Annotated in this window: 14 protein-coding genes; 9 read left to right on the top strand and 5 right to left on the bottom strand. The window is 36.4% G+C overall.

The window, feature by feature from the left end:
• Positions 1–50 precede the first annotated feature (50 nt).
• On the top strand, positions 51–1,052 hold the full coding sequence (locus tag AC0SAP_RS05570) for a reverse transcriptase domain-containing protein (RefSeq protein WP_473383322.1): 1,002 nt from the start codon (positions 51–53) through the stop codon (positions 1,050–1,052).
• Positions 1,039–2,394, top strand: coding sequence for an ATP-dependent nuclease (locus tag AC0SAP_RS05565; protein ID WP_473383320.1), 1,356 nt, complete (start codon positions 1,039–1,041; stop codon positions 2,392–2,394). The genes AC0SAP_RS05570 and AC0SAP_RS05565 overlap by 14 nt, the downstream gene beginning before the upstream one ends.
• 21 nt (positions 2,395–2,415) lie before the next feature.
• On the opposite strand, the gene AC0SAP_RS05560 is transcribed toward AC0SAP_RS05565, so the two are convergent.
• From AC0SAP_RS05560 to AC0SAP_RS05550, 3 genes are read right to left on the bottom strand one after another with little or no spacing between them, the layout of a single operon-like run.
• On the bottom strand, positions 2,416–3,663 hold the full coding sequence (locus tag AC0SAP_RS05560) for a GIY-YIG nuclease family protein (RefSeq protein ID WP_473383318.1): 1,248 nt from the start codon (positions 3,661–3,663) through the stop codon (positions 2,416–2,418).
• A complete protein-coding gene (locus AC0SAP_RS05555; protein ID WP_473383316.1) occupies positions 3,660–5,711 on the bottom strand; it encodes a DEAD/DEAH box helicase in 2,052 nt (683 codons plus the stop codon). Before AC0SAP_RS05555 ends, AC0SAP_RS05560 begins: the two co-directional genes overlap by 4 nt.
• A gap of 1 nt (position 5,712) precedes the next feature.
• Positions 5,713–8,436 (bottom strand): DNA methyltransferase, encoded by a 2,724-nt coding sequence (locus tag AC0SAP_RS05550; RefSeq protein ID WP_473383314.1) that lies wholly within the window; start codon positions 8,434–8,436, stop codon positions 5,713–5,715.
• 168 nt (positions 8,437–8,604) lie between these two features.
• On the opposite strand from AC0SAP_RS05550, the gene AC0SAP_RS05545 reads away from it, so the two are divergent.
• The 5 genes from AC0SAP_RS05545 (at position 8,605) to AC0SAP_RS05525 (ending at position 15,253) form a co-directional block, all read left to right on the top strand.
• A complete protein-coding gene (locus AC0SAP_RS05545; RefSeq protein ID WP_473383508.1) occupies positions 8,605–9,648 on the top strand; it encodes a cyclic GMP-AMP synthase DncV-like nucleotidyltransferase in 1,044 nt (347 codons plus the stop codon).
• Complete coding sequence (locus AC0SAP_RS05540; protein WP_473383312.1) at positions 9,645–11,378, top strand: HesA/MoeB/ThiF family protein; 1,734 nt, start codon at positions 9,645–9,647, stop codon at positions 11,376–11,378. Before AC0SAP_RS05545 ends, AC0SAP_RS05540 begins: the two co-directional genes overlap by 4 nt.
• A complete protein-coding gene (locus tag AC0SAP_RS05535) occupies positions 11,368–11,844 on the top strand; it encodes a Mov34/MPN/PAD-1 family protein (RefSeq protein WP_473383311.1) in 477 nt (158 codons plus the stop codon). Before AC0SAP_RS05540 ends, AC0SAP_RS05535 begins: the two co-directional genes overlap by 11 nt.
• Complete coding sequence (locus AC0SAP_RS05530) at positions 11,837–13,417, top strand: SAVED domain-containing protein (protein ID WP_473383310.1); 1,581 nt, start codon at positions 11,837–11,839, stop codon at positions 13,415–13,417. The genes AC0SAP_RS05535 and AC0SAP_RS05530 overlap by 8 nt, the downstream gene beginning before the upstream one ends.
• Positions 13,418–14,488: 1,071 nt before the next feature.
• The gene (locus AC0SAP_RS05525) at positions 14,489–15,253 is read left to right on the top strand and encodes a hypothetical protein (RefSeq protein WP_473383309.1); all 765 of its coding nucleotides are present in this window, start codon (positions 14,489–14,491) and stop codon (positions 15,251–15,253) included.
• Positions 15,254–15,494: 241 nt separating this feature from the next.
• On the opposite strand, the gene AC0SAP_RS05520 is transcribed toward AC0SAP_RS05525, so the two are convergent.
• On the bottom strand, positions 15,495–16,793 hold the full coding sequence (locus AC0SAP_RS05520) for a CitMHS family transporter (RefSeq protein WP_473383307.1): 1,299 nt from the start codon (positions 16,791–16,793) through the stop codon (positions 15,495–15,497).
• Between the two features lie 460 nt (positions 16,794–17,253).
• Here AC0SAP_RS05520 and AC0SAP_RS05515 point away from each other — a divergent pair, with 460 nt between their 5' ends.
• Together AC0SAP_RS05515 and hflD are read left to right on the top strand one after the other, a co-directional pair.
• Positions 17,254–17,949 carry a DUF1345 domain-containing protein gene (locus AC0SAP_RS05515; protein WP_473383306.1) on the top strand — a complete coding sequence of 232 codons (696 nt, stop codon included), beginning with the start codon at positions 17,254–17,256 and terminating at the stop codon, positions 17,947–17,949.
• Positions 17,950–18,263: 314 nt separating this feature from the next.
• Positions 18,264–18,866 carry a high frequency lysogenization protein HflD gene (gene hflD, locus AC0SAP_RS05510; protein WP_473383305.1) on the top strand — a complete coding sequence of 201 codons (603 nt, stop codon included), beginning with the start codon at positions 18,264–18,266 and terminating at the stop codon, positions 18,864–18,866.
• A 106-nt stretch (positions 18,867–18,972) separates the two neighbouring features.
• On the opposite strand, the gene AC0SAP_RS05505 is transcribed toward hflD, so the two are convergent.
• On the bottom strand, positions 18,973–19,941 hold the full coding sequence (locus AC0SAP_RS05505) for a KamA family radical SAM protein (RefSeq protein WP_473383303.1): 969 nt from the start codon (positions 19,939–19,941) through the stop codon (positions 18,973–18,975).
• Between the last annotated feature and the right edge of the window lie 75 nt (positions 19,942–20,016).

Below are 20,016 nucleotides of genomic sequence, written 5' to 3'. Positions count from 1 at the left end.
GCACGTGTAAGGTAACTTGCACGTGCTTTTATAAATTTAGAGGAAATATTATGAGTAATCATCAGTTATCTCAAAGTGAAACCAGGCACCCAACTTTAAAGCAATCTTTTAATGCATTTTTTGCAGGTAAATATCTTTTTGATGAATTAATAAACTTAAACGCAGAAAGAGAATCTAGAGCTTTTACTATTAAAAAAAAAGAAGCTTATAAAGCCAATCAAAAACTAGCTGATACTCATAATTTTTTAAGATTAGCAGTTCTCTCCAACTTAAAATTCAACACAGAAATCGTATTCTCATACAGAAAAAATAAAAATAGCAAAAATGCTGTTGAACCCCATGTAAAAAATCAGTTCTATTACATAACAGACTTTCAAAACTTTTTTGCAAGCTTAACACAAGCTGATATTAAAAAAGTTATACAACATAATCTCGATATAATTCCTATTTCAGATTGTGATAAGTATCTAGAACAAATAATTAGCCTTACAACGATACAAGAAAAACTACCTATCGGATTTTCCACATCTCCTATATTAAGCAATTGTATTTTGTTTGATTTTGACAATTTACTCCAACAGTCTTGCTCCCAATTATACGTAACTTATACAAGATATGCTGACGACCTCATCTTTTCTAGTAATCAGCAAGAAAGCCTCTTAACAATTCCCCAGATAATAGATAACTTACTAGAGACTGAATTTAACAATAGACTACGTATTAATAAAAACAAAAGTAAAATGTTAAATAAACAATCTGATAAAATTAAAATATTAGGCAATGTTATATTACAGAATGGGCTTATTACTGTTGATCGCTCTACTAAAAATGACATTGAGAGCGCTCTATACATTTATTTGAATAAGCCTGATCTCTGGCCAACATTCCTTCAAGAAAAATTCCCCAATGGTATTTCACATATATCTGGCGTACTTGCTCACATTAATGCTATAGATCCTGCATACATTAGAAAATTAAAGGGAAAATATGGAATATTAGCTGTAGATTTATTTTTAAAAAAAATATTAGAGACGGAAAATGCTGAGAATTGAAATTAAAAACATTCAGGGAATCTCACATTGTATATTTGATATAAGTGCACAGTCTCCAAATATACAGTGTATTGTAGGAAAAAATGCATCTGGTAAAACAACCCTTATTAGAGCTATCGCTAACATAGCTATAAGCGATATTTTCAGAAGGCAATGTACTCGTCACATATTTGATGAAAACTCTAGTCAAATTAGCTATACACTATCAGATGGACAACACTACTCTTATCTATACAATAAGATCCTAAAATCTTTAGACTGTAAAGGAAAGATCCCCCCAGATCATATTATTAATCAGTTCTGCATTGAGTCAGCATTTCCATATGGAAATAGATACTCTCATATACAAAAAATAAGAACCAAAGATAAGAATATTAAAATTCAAATCAGTCAAAAAGAATACAAGAAACCAAGCAAATTGATTAACTTTCTTAACTCAATCTATAACACTAATAAATTCGATAAGCTGAAAGAAACTATTGTAGATAAACTGTCCGTTTGCTTCTTTTTAAGAGGTACTAATAGATATATTAGAGAAGACCATTTTAGTTCTGGAGAGTTTTTTCTTATTAATCTTTATCGTGCATTTCAAAACCCTTCAAAAAAGATAATTCTTATAGATGAAATCGACTCGGCATTAGATGCTGAGGCTCAAGTAAATCTTATTCAATATCTGAGAGACTTAAGTGAAAAAGAGGATAAAAAAATCATATTCACAACTCATTCTCTCGCACTAATGAAAACTCTAAAAAAACAAGAATTATTATATTTATCCAATACAAAAAAAGAAGTAACAATCAAACCCCAAAGCTATTATTATATAAAAAGTTTATTGTTTGGTTTTAAAGGGTTTGATAAATATATTCTTGTTGAAGATAACTTAACCTGCGACTTTATTGAGCGCTTAATCCGAAAAAAAATTTCTAATTGCTTTTATAAATATAAAATATTGCCAGTTGGAACAGCTAATAGTACTAATGCTTTATATGAAAAAAACAAAAATGATAATTTTTTATCGAATCCAAGTAATGTAATAGTAATTTTAGATGGGGATCAAAAGTCGGAAAAGTTCAAAAATTCACATTATTTCTTACCCTTTGATGATATTGAGAAATATACCTATAACTTATATACCAATACCCCCTCTGCTCTTGATGATTTACTTGATAAAGACTTTCAATTTATTCCTAAGGAAAACATAAATCCCAGTAAAAATGCCAAGAATTTCTACAAAACTCTCACAAACTATAAAGATATCAGTCCGGCATTAATTTTCGATTTCATACTCGATCAAGAAATATGCGAAGATCTAATCCAAGAGCTAAAAATGTTTTTAGCTTAAATATTTAATAAGAATTAGTATTTATTTCTTCATTAACTTCATAGTCGTATTATTCATTCTGTATTGATTAATAGTGCCGTTACTAATTTTACTAATCACTTCTTTAATGGTGTCCAAAGAGACATTAAACCACTCTTGTGGCTGATAACTCTCACCGTTTTTCCCTATTAAAGTAATATTCAGTCTTTGAGCCTCTAAAAATGTATGTGTTAAAAGCTCAAGCTTCTGCGGGTTAATATGGTAGCAAGCAAAAGAAGTCACTAACTTCACAGGTGCCTCCAGAAAGGCAATATCATTTTCTGCATTACAAATGCGTTGCTCGACAGATGTTGTCGTAAATCCTATTTTGTGGAGCTCTGGGTAAGCAGCAAGTTCTGGCTTATTAGCTAAAGATCGAAGTACATATATATAACCTAACGGCTTATCTCTATGTGATACTTGATTAAAAGCATCCACAATATCATCAGACCCCTTTATAACCCGCCTCCCATTATGCTCCTTATATAAAGATGCTGCTAACGAACGCATAAGCATATTGGACTCTTGTCCATTCTCAAAAATTAAGCGCAATCTGGGATTATAATAATCATCTCGCTCACTCTCGGTTCCAATAGCATCAACTAAGCAACTAACTCCTTTTAAAATAAAGAAATCCCCTTCTCTTATCTGCGAGTTATTACTAAATTTTTGTAGTGTATAAGCTCCTTGCTGTAACTTAGTGTGCATATCTTGAAAAAGTGGCTCAAATCGCCAAAAATCCTCACATGGAAAACGATCAGCAATTTCATCTGGCATATTTTTGGTCTCTCTAGGAACATGCTTAAGATTAAAAATCTCTGATTTTGGTAAAGATAATAGATCTCCACCTGTGGCAAAAATATCATCCAAGGACGTTACTTTAGCTGCTATTTCCTTCTTTTTTTTTTGCTCATGCATAACTGGAGGATTTACCTCTTGAGTGTTCTGCAAAAGACCATGCCTATCAAATGAGTACAAATGCCGCCTCTGCTCCTCATTCTGTTTAATCGCCATTAAGGTTTCAGCCAGTAACTCTTCATTAAAATCATCACTTTCTAATTCAGGCTCCCTGCCTTTTTGATCTATAAATTGATTAATCTCCTCAAGACGGCGTACTAAAGGAGAATCACTAAACGCCTGCTTTCTTTTAGGCTTTACAGACTTTAGTAATCCATGCGGATCGTTTCCTTCTTGAAAAATTTCCTCTAATGAAGTGAAAGGAAGCTGTGCTCTTAAACCTACTAACTTCATGATTCATTCTCCAATCTTTCAGCATATTTTCGGCGAATATAGAACAATCCTTCAGCCATCCGCCTCTCGATATTGTCATTACTATCAACAGAGGGTTCTCGACCATGCTCCTCTATAAACTCACCTATTCGTGGCCACAACATAACCGCTTCTTCTTCGGTCATATCAATTCTTTTGGCTGCTAACGTATCTTTTATAGTCTTTAATAAAGGCGCATCGATACTTTTAGAGAGAATCTCATAAGCCCCCTGAAAAGGATTTACAGAAGAAATGAGATCTACATTTAAATCATCAATATTGATAAATCTATTCCCGATATTCACAAACTGTCTCCCTGTATAATCAGGGTCAGATTGTGACTCTCCCTCACTAGGAATCTCTTGTACAAAGCCACCATCAATCACAGCATCTTTAGGTAGCTCATCTTCTGAAATAAGGCCGCCATTCTGTCTTACAAATAGATCCGTTAATAATCCTTGTTGTACTTGATCCACTTCTTCGTCAGTAAGATCTGGATAAAGATTACGAATGATTTTAGGAATGATGAATGTATTGACCACTTCTGTTTCAATAACACCTTCTTCAGTCCAATAAGCTTGTTGTGCTTGATCATCCTGTAACAAGGCTGCAAATAGATCATCTGTAGAACCATTTAAAATATCTAGGACCTTTTTTGAAGCTGGTTTAGTCGTATCATCAACAATAATGGTTCCTGGCTCTAAGATTTCTCCTTCTGCCACCGTTGAGCGAGGTCTAAAGGTAATATTAGGCTTTAAAATCTGCTCCATTAAAAGCGAGGCACTAATCGCCTTTAACATTGTATTTACAGAGATAGCAACATCTTCATCTGCCGCATCAGGCTGAGGAATAAGATTAGTGAATTGTGCATGTGTTTTCCCTTCACAGTCCCGAGTAGCTCGACCAATAATTTGCACAATCTCTGTCAGGGAGCTTCGAAACCCTATTGTTAAAGCATGTTCGCACCATGGCCAATCAAAGCCTTCTTTAGCCATACCTAACGCAATAATAATATCGATATCATCCGCATGATTTACATTGCGCAGATACTCCATAACAATTGGACGCTCTTTACTATCATCAACTAAATCAGCTACCCTAATTAAAGCCCCGTCAGTATGCCTTTTTACAGTAAAAATATGAGTATCAGGATCTTTAGAGACTATCTCTCCAATCACATCATGAATGTGCCCAACTTCCATATATTTATTCCCTGTTGAAGCGACAGAGTTTACATGAGGGATATGGATTAATGTTTTCTTATGGGGATCTAAAACCTCACCTAATGCATCAAGATAACGTCCTTGATAAAAGTGATATCCAATGCCTAAGGTTTTTAAATGGGTATAACCATTTAACTGCTCATAATAGGTATAAGTGACTTTTGTGAACTTTGCCTCTGATTCTGCCTCTAATATAGGAACAGCATCCCCTCTAAAATATGAGCCTGTCATTGCAACAATATGCGCATTAGAGTGGGACATTAGCTTGTCGATTAACTTGCCTAAAATATTATCTTCGGCTGCTGATACGTGATGAAATTCGTCAATCGCTAATAAGGTTTGATTAAACTCTTCTGGATCTAGCTTTTCAAACGCAAAACGTAATGTTGCATGTGTACAAAGTAAAATATTATCTTCTGGGTCATCGCTTCTTATAAAATCTACGAAGCGATCAACCTTTCCGGAGGATACTCCATCAGTTAAACAAAGATTATTGCGCTCCAATATCTTCCAGTTAGCATAGAAACCATGGCTCATTAAGTCTGTATCGTTAAAAGAACCCCCAATAGACATCTCGGGTACGGTCACAATGGCTTTTCTTAAGCCCTGCTTATGTAACTTATCCAGAGCCAAAAACATTAAGGCTCTAGATTTACCTGAGGCGGGTGGCGCTTTAATAAGGAGATATTGGCTTGCACGCTGCTCATATGCTCTCGCCTGCATTTCCCGCATTCCAAGCGAATTATTCTGTGTGCTTAAGCCTGTTTGATCATAGGTAACATTCACAATATTAGTTACGTGGGACATGCTACTTCTCCTCCTCAGCAATTAATTTTTCATATTGCTTAAAAAGGTGCTCTAATCGCTCACTGCTATCTCTAAAGGGAGCATCTCGATAGAGCTTTTCTACAGCACGATCTAAAGCCTCATGCGCCGCCAGCAAATCTCTTGGCATCTTTTCGGGATCATATAGATCTGCTAAGGTTTTATCAGGATATCGAGCCCTGACTCTTAAAATATCTTTGGCTAATTCCTCAATATGAGCACGACGTTGAGGCCCAATGTTTTGGGGCCATGGGAAGGTATTGTACACAACTGTAACTGAATAACTAAATCGCATTTCTAGTCTGCCAGAAACAATCCTAACCCAATCATTGTGCATAGTAGAATTTAACACCCCAAAATCATAAAGTGTCCCATTAGGAATAATATAGTTTCGATTGGAACTAATCACTGTATGCTCATAAAATCCTACTGGAATATATCTTCGTCTTTCTGAGCTTACGCTTGGAACTAAAATATAATGACCACTCCTTGGCTGACGATCCTCTCCAAATAAATGGGGAATATCAGCCCATTCACGAGTATTTTTTCTAGTACTAGATAATCTAAAGTCTCTTACTCTTTCTATTTTTTTTGATATTTCTGGTAATTTTTTAAGTTCTTCTGAGCTTATTCCTTTTAACCATAAACACCAACGGGATATGTTATTAATAAATTCGTGAGCCCCTAAAATAGGTTTAATCCACTTTTCCGCTTCAGGCTCAAACTCTAATAGCTTTTCTTTTTCTTCATCTGTTAATAATAAGTTTCCTGCATCATAAGGTATACTTCCTTTAGTCATTGGTGTAATCCCAGAACATATTGGCTTTCTCTTCGTGACGATTGCCAAGTTTTTCCCCTCAATTAAATAAGGATTAATATTTTTAACCTCAGTTTGATGCCAATTCTTATCAATCTCACGATAAATTTTCTTATGCTTATTATCTGCTACTCTGGAAAGTCCGATAATTACTACATGAACACCGGCAACATCACGGGCACTATTCTTCCAAGGAAATGCTTGATAAGCAAAATCAATCTCAACGCCTAATTCAAAAATGGGTTCCCAAAGAGGCGCCACTTGCGCTCCTTGACAAATGGAATTGGTGGCTACTAAAGCGAGCTTTGCATCTGTTGCTTTAATATATTGAGCACCTCGCCAAAACCATGAGGTGACATAATCGAGCGATTTAAATGAATTAAACCCTTTAAAGCCTTTAAAGATAATTTCCATATCTTCCGATTGCTCATCGGAGCGGCTATTAACGCCATTAAAAGGCGGATTTCCCACAACATAAATCTCTCTACTATCACCAGTAGGACAAAACTGTTCCCAATCCATGCGCAAACTATTCCCTTGAACAACATGCCCACTCTCATGAAGAGGTAAGGTTGCTAAATGACTACTCAGCTCTTGATTGAACTTACGATTCATCTGATGCTCTGCAAGCCAAAGCGATAAACGGGCAATTTCATGAGCAAAATCATCAATTTCAATTCCATGAAATTGATCAAGCCTAATATTCGTTACGAACATCTGTTGAGCGCTATCTAGCTCACGAATCGCTTTTAATATCTTTATTTCTAATGCTCTAAGCTCTTTAAAGGCAATAATCAGAAAGTTTCCAGAGCCGCAAGCTGGGTCAAACACATGTATATTTCCCAAGCGTACAAGTAGGGACTTTAAGCGTTGCTCACTATGACGACTACGCTCAAATTCCTTCTCCAAAGGCTCTAAAAAGAGAGGACATAATACCTTTAAAATATTAGGGACTGAGGTATAGTGCTGCCCCAAACGACGGCGCTGCTCTTTATTGATCACCGCCTGGAACATCGACCCGAAAATATCAGGATTAATTTCAGACCAATCTAAATTACTACAATCAAGTAACATTCGACGAGTTCGAGCATCAAAATGAGGAATTGTTTCCTCTTTTTCAAAAAGCTGCCCATTAACATAAGGAAAATCTGTTAAATGGCGTGGGGCATTTTGACGAAATTGAGAATCTTCTGGACTGTTTAATACTTTAAATAAACTCTTTAAAAAAGCCTTAAGGTCTGAACCATCTGCCTTTGTATATTCTGCAACTGTCCTAGTAAACTGCCCCTTTTTAAAGATCTCCGTACTCTCTGCAAAAAAGCAAAAGAGCAAACGTGTTAAAAACACATTTAAAGCATGTGTTTCTTCTGTGCTTACAATTTCATTTCGATAACGGATTAAATCAAAAAGACGCCCTATTCTTTCAGCAGCCTTTACATCCGCAGGATTATCCGAAAATTCAAATCCCTTCTCTAATCCAGCCAAAGGCAAGAAGAAGCCATATTCCTTATAAAGCTCTTCAAATGGTAAATCTAAAGACTCATCATTAACAACATCATAAGCCAATAGATCTACATAATTGGTCACAATAATAAAGTGAATGTTCTTGGCCTTAATCACAGGCAGAGCACGTAATTTATCCATCTCTGCCAGCAAGCTCTCCTCACTTTTAATCGGCTTAAAATACACTCCCCGCTGGTAAGCAATTTCACCAACTTCCGGATTAGTGGCGATATTAATATTGTCTTGATCCCCAGACAGAGTCTTTTTGAGACGTGTAATAGTCGATTTAGGTAAATTATATAGCGCTAAAAACTCAAAAATAAAATTCTCTTGGCTTCTTTTTTCCGTGAGTTTTTTTAAATTCTCAAAAAGTTCTGTTTGGTTCATCAGGGCTCTCCATTAATTAATCTTGTTATTATTTACTTTATCTTAATGCAGCCCTAAACGCATCTGTTAATATATATACTAGTTGGATAATAAATGACTGATTTAATTAAAAAACAATCCCCATACCGCAAAAACATCTACATAACCTACAAAGAGGGACTCATACAAATGTCATTACAAAAAAAGTTTCTAGAATTTAATAAAAACATTCATTTAACACGAGAGGACCCTGTATATTCAGCTGCTCGCAAAAAAGATGATAGTATTCTCGCAAAGATTAAAGAGAGATTTAAGGAGGAAGGGTATCCTGTTATCGATAATTTTATTCAAGGTTCACTTTCTACATTTACTGCTATAAAGGACGAGAATGAAGATTTCGATATTGACCGAGCGATAGTGATTGATGCAGATCAAGCGCCTGACAATCCTCTAAAACCTAAAGAGATCGTTCTAGACATTCTAGAGAAAAGAGGATTTGAAAATGCAAAAATTAAAAAACCTTGTGTAACGGCAGATTATAAAAATGATAACTTACACATAGATATCCCTATCTATAAACGGGATTCTCATGGGAACTATCAATTGGCAGTTGGTAAAAGTAATTCGACAAAAGAATGGTCTGATTCCGATCCAATAGGTTTAAGGAATTGGATTAATGATTTTGATATGTATTTTTACTATAAAGATGAGCATCGAGATCAGTTTAGACGTTTAGTTCGTTATATAAAAAAATGGAGAAACCATCAGTTTTCTGACTTTATCAAGAAAAACATATTTTCTATCGGATTAACTGTGATGTTTAAGAGGCAATTTAAGCCTTCCATTAACAGTGAAGGTATTGCAGATGATGTTCAAGCGCTAAGAGACACAATTAATGCCATTTTATTTGCAGGTTACTTTATTCCACAAGGCGATAATAAATATAAGATCAGAATTGATTTGCCAGTAACACCCTATAGAGACATTTATGATGGAAAGGGAAGTTCTGAGAGTGGAACTCAGCTATGCAATCGCTTAAATAGATTAGTGGATAAGCTCAATGAAGTAAGTGATCCTAGTATGGATTTATCTAAACAATGCAGAATAATGAATAAACAGTTTGGAGATCAGTTTCCGTCGGTGGCAGTTACGGAAGAGAGTTCTACTGAATCCAACGATTCAAGCAATAAATTTTTATCAGCAGGTATCGTAGGGACATCTCAGGGCGCATGATTAATTACGACGATATTTTAAAGCACTTGGATGATTGTGGTTATAAAGTAGAAGAGTCATATTTTCTAGAGCAACCATGCTTAACGGTTTTTCTTAACATCGATAATAATAAGATTAAATTGGTACATTTTAAGTTAGATCAACTAACTGAAATGCCATTGTTCTTTGTGAAAAGTCCATTAGCGCTAGGTAGGCTGGCACACATATCACTTCATGAAATTGAGGATGAGGAATTGGGAATGTTTTGTGTGAATACTCCCGAATCTCTCTCTATAAACTTTGATCGCCCTAAGCTTGTTTTTGAGGAAACTTTAAAGCGTTATGAAAATCTGTTAACTGAAGTTATTATGGATGACAATTTTAATCAATTAGAACAGCTTCGCGAATTCCAAGCGCATTGGCTCAATATTTATACCGATTCACATAAGAAAATAATTTGCACTTCTGAATCTGGAGATTTTGAAATACTGAATATTTATGCCCCACCTTCTGAATATGGATTAGGTTCTTATTATATTGCCGACTCTAAAGAGAGCGAATTGTCAGATTTTTTTGAATTGTCTTTAAAATATAACTCAAGAAAAATTGCAAGAAAGCGAGGATATATTCTACCCTTGCAATCATTATCGCCTGCCCCTTGGCGTAAAGAAGAATTATCAGATTACTATCTCAATTGTTTATCACAACTTTCTAAAGAAGATGAAAGATTGTTTCAAGATCAATCAGGGTATCGCTCTAATGAGTTTTGGTTAATATTTAATGCACCTGTACCATCAGGCAAAACGTGGTTTTGTATCTATTTGAAACTAAAAGATAAAAAATCTAAAAAATCTTTACCGCTAAATAGAGAAGCGCTAGATAAATGGGATATATCAGCTATAGAAATTATTTCTTTTAATAGAGAATTGATGATGCCTCGCAGTGGGGCTGAAGTAGCTTTAAGCGATAAAAAAGTTTTATTGGTTGGTACTGGATCAGTAGGTGGAGAAATTGCTGAGAAACTAGCCTCATCAGGATTAGGTTTTTTAGATATGATCGATCCTGATTGTTTTAGCTTAGATAATCTGTTTAGACACACTTTAGATTTAAATTCATTAAATCGTCCCAAAACAAGTGCTTTACAGATAGAATTATTAGGAAAAAACCCATGGTTAAATACTAGAGCTTTTCACGACAAGCTTTTGAGTTTAACAAAAAATGAATTGATTAAAAGTTTAGAGCTTTATGATCTAATTATTATTGCTATAGGAAATCCCACGCATGAACGACTATTTAGTCGAAAACTTAAAGAGAACAATATTAATGTGCCAGTCATTAATACATGGGTAGAAGGATATGGTATCGGGGGGCATGCTATTTTAGATATTCCAAAATCCAAAGGGTGTTTATATTGCGCTTATACAGAGCCTACTGGTATTAATGGATTAAATTCAAATCTTAATTTTTTAAAAGAAGATCAAAATTTAACCAAGAATCATGGGGGATGTGGAAGTGCATTTTTACCCTATAGCGGATTGTCTGCATCACAAACAGCATTAATTGCTACAGATTTAGCTCTAAAATATTTATTAAGAGAAATCACAGAATCATCTAAAATTAGTTGGAAAGGGAGTGAAGTGAAAGCTAAAGAAGAAGGGTTTGAATTAACCGATCGCTACTATCTGTTTCAAGAATCTTTAATACCTCTTTCTCTTCATAATCCATTATGTGATTTTTGTAATGTTAGTTAAATATCCTCTTGTCTTCTCTTTTAATGAGAAAAAAATTTATATTCATCGGAGAGTCTTAAGAAGGTGGAAACATTCCAGGCAGTTAGCGAAAAGGGATACTGAAAAATTTGGAATTTTAATTGGCAGGAAGGATAAAGAGAATATTTATATAGATTTTGTAACGCAACCTTATAAACACGACGAGTCTACAAGATATTCCTTTAAGTTAAAAGATAATAGTCATCAAAAAGTAGTCTCCAGAGCCTTTGAGCGAACGCGAGGGAGGTTAGGATATGTAGGAACTTGGCATACTCATCCAGAAGATTATCCAACCCCCTCAAATATTGATCGGAAAGACTGGGAACGTTGCATCAAACGCAACCAGGATCGGAATCTGTTTTTCTTTATTGTAGGGAGAAAAGATATTTATCTTTTCTATAAAAGATATAATCAATTTATAAAAATCAGGAAAGATAAGGATGAATAATTTAAAGTTAAGATTACAAACTCAATATACCCCGTTTGATCAATTAGATAAGTTAGCAGATTATCTTAATACTCTTCGTAAGCAAGGAATTTCCTGGGATCAGGTAGGTATATTAGCTGATCAAGGCCCTAAATCCATTATCTTATTTCTCATCTATCAAAAGGAAATAGTTGTAGCATTACGGGCTGCCTTAGGAACAGGAGAAAATATAAAAGCTCTTAAACTGTTGTCTCCAAAATTAGATAATATCGAATATAGATGTATTCAAGGTATATCAATACAATACAATGATTTAATTTCTTTAGAAGCTTTAAAAAATTTATGGAATCGAGCAAAGGCTCAGGCAAAAACTATTCAAAAATCAGAGATTGAAAAGTTAGTTTTACGACTAGAAGACCTAAGCCTAACAACTGGAAGAGGGACGAATATCCCCACTAATACAAAAAATACTGTTCTATTCGAATCTCATGGACGATGTATGTTTGAAGGTTGTGCGGTAAATATTAATTTAGATGAAATAACAGGTGCAAAAGGCTGCTTTTCATATTTAGCTCATAATGTCGCCTCTTCAGAGAAAGGGCCGAGAGGAATTTTATATTTGTCAGCTGAACTTTCAGATGATCCTAATAATATCCTTCTATTATGCGATAAGCATCATCGCCTAATAGACAAAATAGCAACGCCAGATTATCCAGCAGAGAAGCTTTCAAGAATGAGAAACAGTTATGTTAACTCAGCAAACAGATTACTTAATAGTTTAGCCTATCATCCTGTTAAGGTTTACTCTGTTCTATGGCCTGTTCAAAAAAAAACAATAAGTGCTCCCTCCAACCTTCAGGTTAATCAATGTTTAAATAAACTGGAATGGCGCATGCACAATGAAATAAATTGTTTATCAGATAACGAAAGTGCTTTAAAGGATCTACCTTCAAATTATGATTGGCAGATTCTTCCCTCTCTTATTGATAAAACTTCTAAGGAGATTTTACAACAGACACATAGTGATAATTATAGAGCTGGATTATTTGCATTTGGCTTAATGCCCGCATTAATTGGGTTAGGTGCAAAACTCGGTAATAAAAATGAGATTTATCCAATGCTTCGTTATCGTGATGGAGGACAGTGGACATGGCCTTTAGATCAGCCACGAGAAGAAAAACCTTATACTGTAAATGGCTTGGAAACTCTTTCTTCTAATGAAAAAGAGGTTATTCTAACGCTTGCATTTACAGGGAATCCTCCACAATTTAAAAAGTTTCAAGAGGAGAACCCCTCTTTGTATGTAATAGAAGTAGTTGCACATAATCCTGGCAATGGATCAATAGGGCATCCAACTGAAGGAATCAACTTTATGAATGAGATGCAAAAGCTCATGCTACAGTTAAAAAATAATCACGGAGTGGAAAAAATACACGTCTTGCCCTGTGCCTCAAATGCTGTCTGCGTTTTTTTCGGAAAAGCCTATGATAATTATCACCCTGTACTTAAAATATATGACTTCTCAGAAGAATCAATGAAAGCTGTATTAACAATCAAGAACGAAAATGGGGAATGTATCACTCAGAATTCTTGACTCTCCTAAGCCACTTGCTAGCTACCTCTGCTCACTATAAGTTCTCCCTCACTAAGTCTAAATTATAAACTTTTAGTTCGTGTTATAGCTGGCAACATTTTAAAGAATATGCCGTTAAATCAGGACAGTTCTTTCTACCCATGATGAAGGTTATCTCCCATTAACGCAATGGAAATCAAATAGTTTTTTAACCATAAACTTAAAATACTCATCCCGGTCCTAAGCACCTACGAAAGTCCGCTATTTAGTAGGCGGTCCATTATCCAGAAATAAATATCTCCAACTTTGCTTCAATTATTGATTAAATATCCCAAAGAAAATTTACAGATCCCCAAAAAAGGCGTAACAGATGTAACAAAACTAAAAAAAACGAAAAGCATTGATATTACTGGTTCACAAGGACTCACTATCTGTAACATCTATGTAATATTCGTATAACACAATTATGAACAGGCCACTATTTAGTAACATTGTTACGCCTTTGTTGCGTAAATGTTACATCGCTTCAATCTCTGAAAACCATGTAATAGTCAGTGATACAAAATAAAAAAGAGTTTCTGTTACGTTGTTACACGTTTTAGTCAAGCTTTTTTTATTTTTTAATTACTCTTTTCGTCAGTTATCACATACACTAAAACCTTTCGTTAAATATTCACCTAATATACGCGTTGCTCATTTCCGAAATTAAGCCTCTCTTGTTGAACAAGCGCGATAACCAACGGTAAAAATCACATCTGAATTATAATGATCAATTTTATCTGAAAGCCTCTCTACTACACTATTTTCGAACTATCCGGAATTTCCGGACAGTTGAATTTTTATACAGCTCTTCTTCATCACAAATATAATAAAAAACAAAAGATGGAGTCTAAAAAAATAAATGAAGAACTTCTATCTCCTCATCATATCGATTCCAAACAAAATGTTTCACATAAAACATTTTGGAAAATAATGACTATATCGATCGATAAGTCAAAAAGTAAGATGATTTAGAAACACTTAAAATATCGCCGGTTTATAATGTGAAAATAATTTAAAAATATTGATTGAAGCGATACTTTAGGAGAGCTTATGAGAAAAGCCGCGATGATGCTCTGTGCAGTAGGTTCTATTGCGACAGCTGCTTATGCTACACCTTTCACCTGGAACACTGGTTTTGGACAAGGTTATCTTGAATATAGTTTAGAAAACAATGACGGCGCCGAGCTATTTATTAGTTGTAATGTAGGGGCCGGTGAGGATTATGATCATGGCGTTACTATCTACTTTCAAGGGAATCAAGTCCCTGCCTACGATGATGATGGCGTACTAGCGCCGATTGAACTTGCCATTGATGGGCGATCCTACTCCGTTCCGGAAGAGACCTTTAGTGATAAAGGCGCTCGGGAATGGAATCAACTTACACAGGCGCTCTCTCAAGCGAGCTTTTTTGAGCTCTTTTGGAATGGAGAATACTTAGGGGTATTTAACCCACAAAATAGAGAGATTAGCAAAAATCTTGCTGATTGCCCTGACCTCTCCGATATTTTACCGCGTAACGAGTATCAACGTTATGAAGCTGCTCGAAATGAGGAAGCTCGTCTTCGGGCTATTTTAGATAATTTTGATAATTACACTGCGGATCACTACAAAGATTTCCAATATCAAAATATCAAAGAGACATTAGTTTGGGTCGTCAATGATCGTAAAGAGGTCTTCTTCCTTGAAGGAGTTGTGGAAGGAGATCGAAATAGATCTAACGATACCCTTTTTGAGTACCAAAACTACTTCTATATCCTCAACAACTATGAGAATAATAATGTTATTGACTATCTACAGTTGAGCAATGAACCATAAGCCATTATGTCCATAAAGTTAATCTATAACGTTATTCTATAAAGCTTTTCTATAAAATTGTTCTATAAAATCGCTTTATAAAATCGCTCACAACATAGCAATAAAAGCGAGATCACAATTACGGGTCAGATGATTCTCGATTGATGACTCTAGCTATTAAAAATCCCTAATAGTCGCAAGCGCCATCGATTTTGCGTCTATTAGGGATTATCTATTTTAATTTAGCCTATTGCAGCCCTACTTATACCGCAATAACACCCATAATAATGGCTGCAATCAACAATAAGATGCCAATCGCCCACATCCAAAAGAAGGAGTAACGGATATAGCGTCCCATCTCGATATTCGCTAAACCAAGTGCGAGCCATAGTGCAGGAGAGAAGGGGCTAACAAATGTTCCTACAATATTACCAACAATCATCGCATAAGCTGTTGAGGTTGATACTATTCCATAAGTTGTCGCTATTTGGTCAACAACGGGCAGTAATGCAAAGTAGTAAGCATCTGTACTTAAAAGAAGATCGAAAGGCAATCCTAAAAAGCCAATAATTAGATGGATATAACGTCCCATAAATTCCGGCATAATATTGATAAGATCTTGCGCAATAGAGGTTAACATTCCTGTACCATTTAAAACGCCCAAGAAGACGCCGGCAGCAAGAATAATTGACGCCATCGATAAAGCGTTAGGCGCATGACGTTTAATACACTCATTCTGTAGCTGAATCGTTCTGAAATTCACCGGTAAAGCGATCGCAACCCCGATCATAAAGGCAAATCCGGCAGGAATAATTCCCGTCACTAAGATAGCGATGATGCCAATCGTTAAAAGGAGGTTAAAGAGGTAGAGCCCCGGCTTAAGATCAGATGTCATCGGTGCTAAATCTTCATCACTTCCCTCTACCTCGGATGATGCCGGCAATGCCGCAATACGACGCTTCTCACGCATGCCCAAAACAGTTGCTAAGCCTACCATAAGAATCATTCCCACAACTTGCACAGGAATCAAGGGACGCCACAATTCCGTGACATCCATATCGATTACACTCGCCGTTCTTCCTAATGGCCCACCCCATGGGATCATATTCATGATACTAGCACTTCCACCTATCAAGAGAACTAGAAGGTAAGGACTGATACGCATCCGCTTATAGAGGGGCAATAGTGCCGGGATTGTAATTAAGAAAGTAGAGGCTCCCGAACCATCAAGCTGCGCAATTGCAGCAATAATGACACTGCCGATACAGATCGTAATAATATTTCCTCGGGTTAACTGAATCATCTTATTGATCAGCGGATCAAAAAGACCGGCATCTTGCAAAATCCCGAAAAAGATAATGGCGAAGATAAACATCACCACAACATTCATCACCGAGCCTAAACCCGATTTAAAGAATCCCCCGATCTCTTCCATTCCAAAACCCGCTACTAACGCGCCGATGATCGGAATCAATGTTAAGGCCACTATCGGGATCACCTTCCCCCGAATTAATAAGGTAACAATTGTTAAAATTGTGGCAAACCCAATAAGACTTAGCACTCCATTCTCCTTTACTGTTTTCTATATAAAAAGTTATCTAACTTCGTTTAACTACTTATAGAGGAGATTAGAACGAAGAACAAGAAGTTAAAATGATTTGTCTACAAATTAACTACATTTAATCGCGAATTTAATCGTATTCAATTCCATAAAACTTCTTTTTTGAGAATTATCTTAGACAAATAACGCTCTTTTCTTCTCTCGCTTTAAAAATATCTTTACGCAACTTAATATTTATTCGATATAATTCTTCTATCAATTTTGAAAAATAATTCAAAAAATTTAATGCTTTTAGAGATCTTTTAGAGATATTTAAGAATACTCAGAAATATTCAAAAATACTCAGAAAATACTTAGAAGCACTGAGAAGATCTTAAAAAAAGCCTTAAGAAAACTGAAATATATTTTGAAGATCCAGATTTAAAACTCGATATCTGAGCACACAAAGGGAACGCGCATTATGCAAAAACCTCATGCAGAAAGAAAAAATTTTCGCACCATCCACTTTATCCACAATACAATTCTTTCTCGCCCTCGCTTTATCGTCTCTCTCATCGTCGCTATTACGACCTTCTGCCTCTTAATCTCGAAACATACCCCCTGGATGAGCTTTATCATTAGCTGGAATGCCTTCTCTTGGGTCTATATTCTCTTCTTAGCACAAAAAGTGATTCGTCATAAGAATCGAGATATTCGCAAACTCACAAGCAATGAGGATGAGAGCGCGCGAATGGTTCTCTTCTTTCTTCTTACCGGTTGTTGCGCAAGTCTCCTTGTCCTCTTCTTTGGTCTTGGCGGACATGATGGGTTAACCGGAGATGAAAAGATTCTCCAATATGTCTTAACAGCATCAACACTCATCTCCTCTTGGCTACTGCTTCCCCTCGGATATACGATGCATTATGCTCATCTCTTCTACAGTAGCCCCGATATTGAGAAAAGCCCTTGGCTCCTCTTTCCTGATAAAATTACACGTCCCGGCTATCTCGATTTTATGTATTTCTCTTTTACCATTGCCGTTGCGTCACAAACAGCAGATGTTGAGATCGCCTCAACACCGATGAGACGCGCCGTACTATTGCAATCGATCGTCTCTTTTATCTTCAACATGGCGATATTAGGCTTATGTATTAATATCTCCGCAAGCCTCTTTTAATGATTTTGCAGAAAAAGTATCGGCTCTGTTATGATTTACAACAGTTACAATAGCTGCAATAGTTATAGGTTAACAGACTTCAACAGCGGTCATAACTCTTCACCATTTCCTCAATAGAGATCAAATGGATGAATAATATTAATGAATAAAATTAGTAGATAAAATTGATGGGAACTAAATTAGACCTACTCTCAAAGTGATGAAATAATAGTGACCAATCACATTGTAAAATGTGGCTTATATAAATTGATCTTAATGAGTTAGTCTTAATGAGTTAGACTCAATAATCTATCGAAAGGATGAAATAGAAGGGAATGAATAGAAATCAAGTCATTGCACTATCAGCGGTACTCCAATCAGCGATGTTAGTTGATCGAATTGCAACGGTCGGTTCTATCCCTAATGAGGAGCGAAATCCTCTCCTCCATAGTATCTTTGTCCTAAAACCTGAGAATATTGATGATGTCTACGATGGTGTAAGCAATATTAAACCGGGATTATCTGCTTTTGCACAAGGATTGAAAAATGTGCCGGCACCGGCAAAAATCTACCTCTACTCCCTTATCTCATTAGAGGCTTCTCTTAGAAAGAATCAGGAGATGCTCAATGTTTTAGGGGCCGGTCTTGAAAATATCGCCTCAAGATTACAGCACTTTGAGATTACCCACGAAAATATTATTGCCGCAATTGCAGATCTCTACTCTCAAACACTCAGCAAACTCACCCCGCGTATTATGGTTAAAGGAGAACAATCGATTCTCTCTCAACCCCATATCGCCAACGAGATCAGAGCTCTACTACTTGCCGGCATTCGCTCAACAATGTTGTGGCGCCAATATGGTGGTTCGCGCCTCAACTTACTGCTTCCATGGAATCGCATCCCCCAAACAGCACATGAGATTCTCTTAACGATCTAAGAAATTATCTGCAGATATTAGAGATTGGCCATTAGAAATTAGCTGTTGGAGATGAGCTATGGGAGATTATCCACAAATACTCCCCATAGATACTCTCGAGAGAGATCTAGGCTAAAACATGCTTTCCCTCGCCTTCTGGTATCTCAATAATCAGGCGTGGGATACAGATTCCGGAGATCTCTTCCCGCAATGCGTTGATCAATGCGATACCCTGCTCATTGCTCACGACAAAATGGCTCGTACCGCGCGCTAGATCCATCTGATGGAGATAGTAAGGTTTAACCCCATTCTCGACAAAGGTATACATCAACTCCTTCAATGCCGGAAGATGATCATTAACCCCTTTCAATAGAACAGATTGGGAGAGCAACATCACCCCCCTACTTCGTAAAGCTCGTAATGCAGCTCGCCCCTCAAGAGAGAACTCCGCAGCATGATTCGCATGAAGGACCACAGTAACCATCTTTCCTTGCGCCATTACCTTATCAAGCAGTGTTAACAACTCCTCAGAGATCTTATCAGGAGAAATAAGGGGAATACGCGAATGAATCCGAATACTACGCAGATGTGGAATTGCTGCAAGTGCCGATAAAACCTCTTCTAATCGACGAACAGAGAGAATTAAAGGATCTCCCCCTGTTAAAATCACCTCCCACAACTCTTCATGCCGGGCAAAGTAGTCGAGCGCATCTTGAAGCTCTGACTTAGTTAGATTCTCCCCCTTTTGCCCGATCATCTCTTTACGAAAGCAGAAGCGACAATAGACCTCACACAACTGAGTGATCTTTAGAAGCGCCCGATCGCGATAACGGTGTACCACGCCGGTGACAGGTGTAAAGCGACGATCACCAATGGGATCATCTAGCTCTTCTGGCAAGATATGACTCTCTGCGACAGAGGGAATAAATTGCCGCAATAGAGCATCCCGATCCTCTTCACTAGCGCTAGCGATCTGTTGCTGCATTGTCGGACTAATCTTAATCTGAAAGGATCGAGCCACCTGCTCAATCTCCGCTCCAGGCTCAAGTAACTTTTCTGTATAAAGGTCATCTAAGGTCGTCCAATACTGACTCATTGCGCTATACTATCCTGTAAAAAATAATCTTATTATCATAAAGGATTTTACATGAATAAGAGAGTAATTTGTTTG

The organism is Ignatzschineria sp. PL_is040 (genome assembly GCF_055813795.1).
Note: the sequence above shows the minus strand (reverse complement) of the source record. Positions and strands in the feature narration are given on the sequence as shown.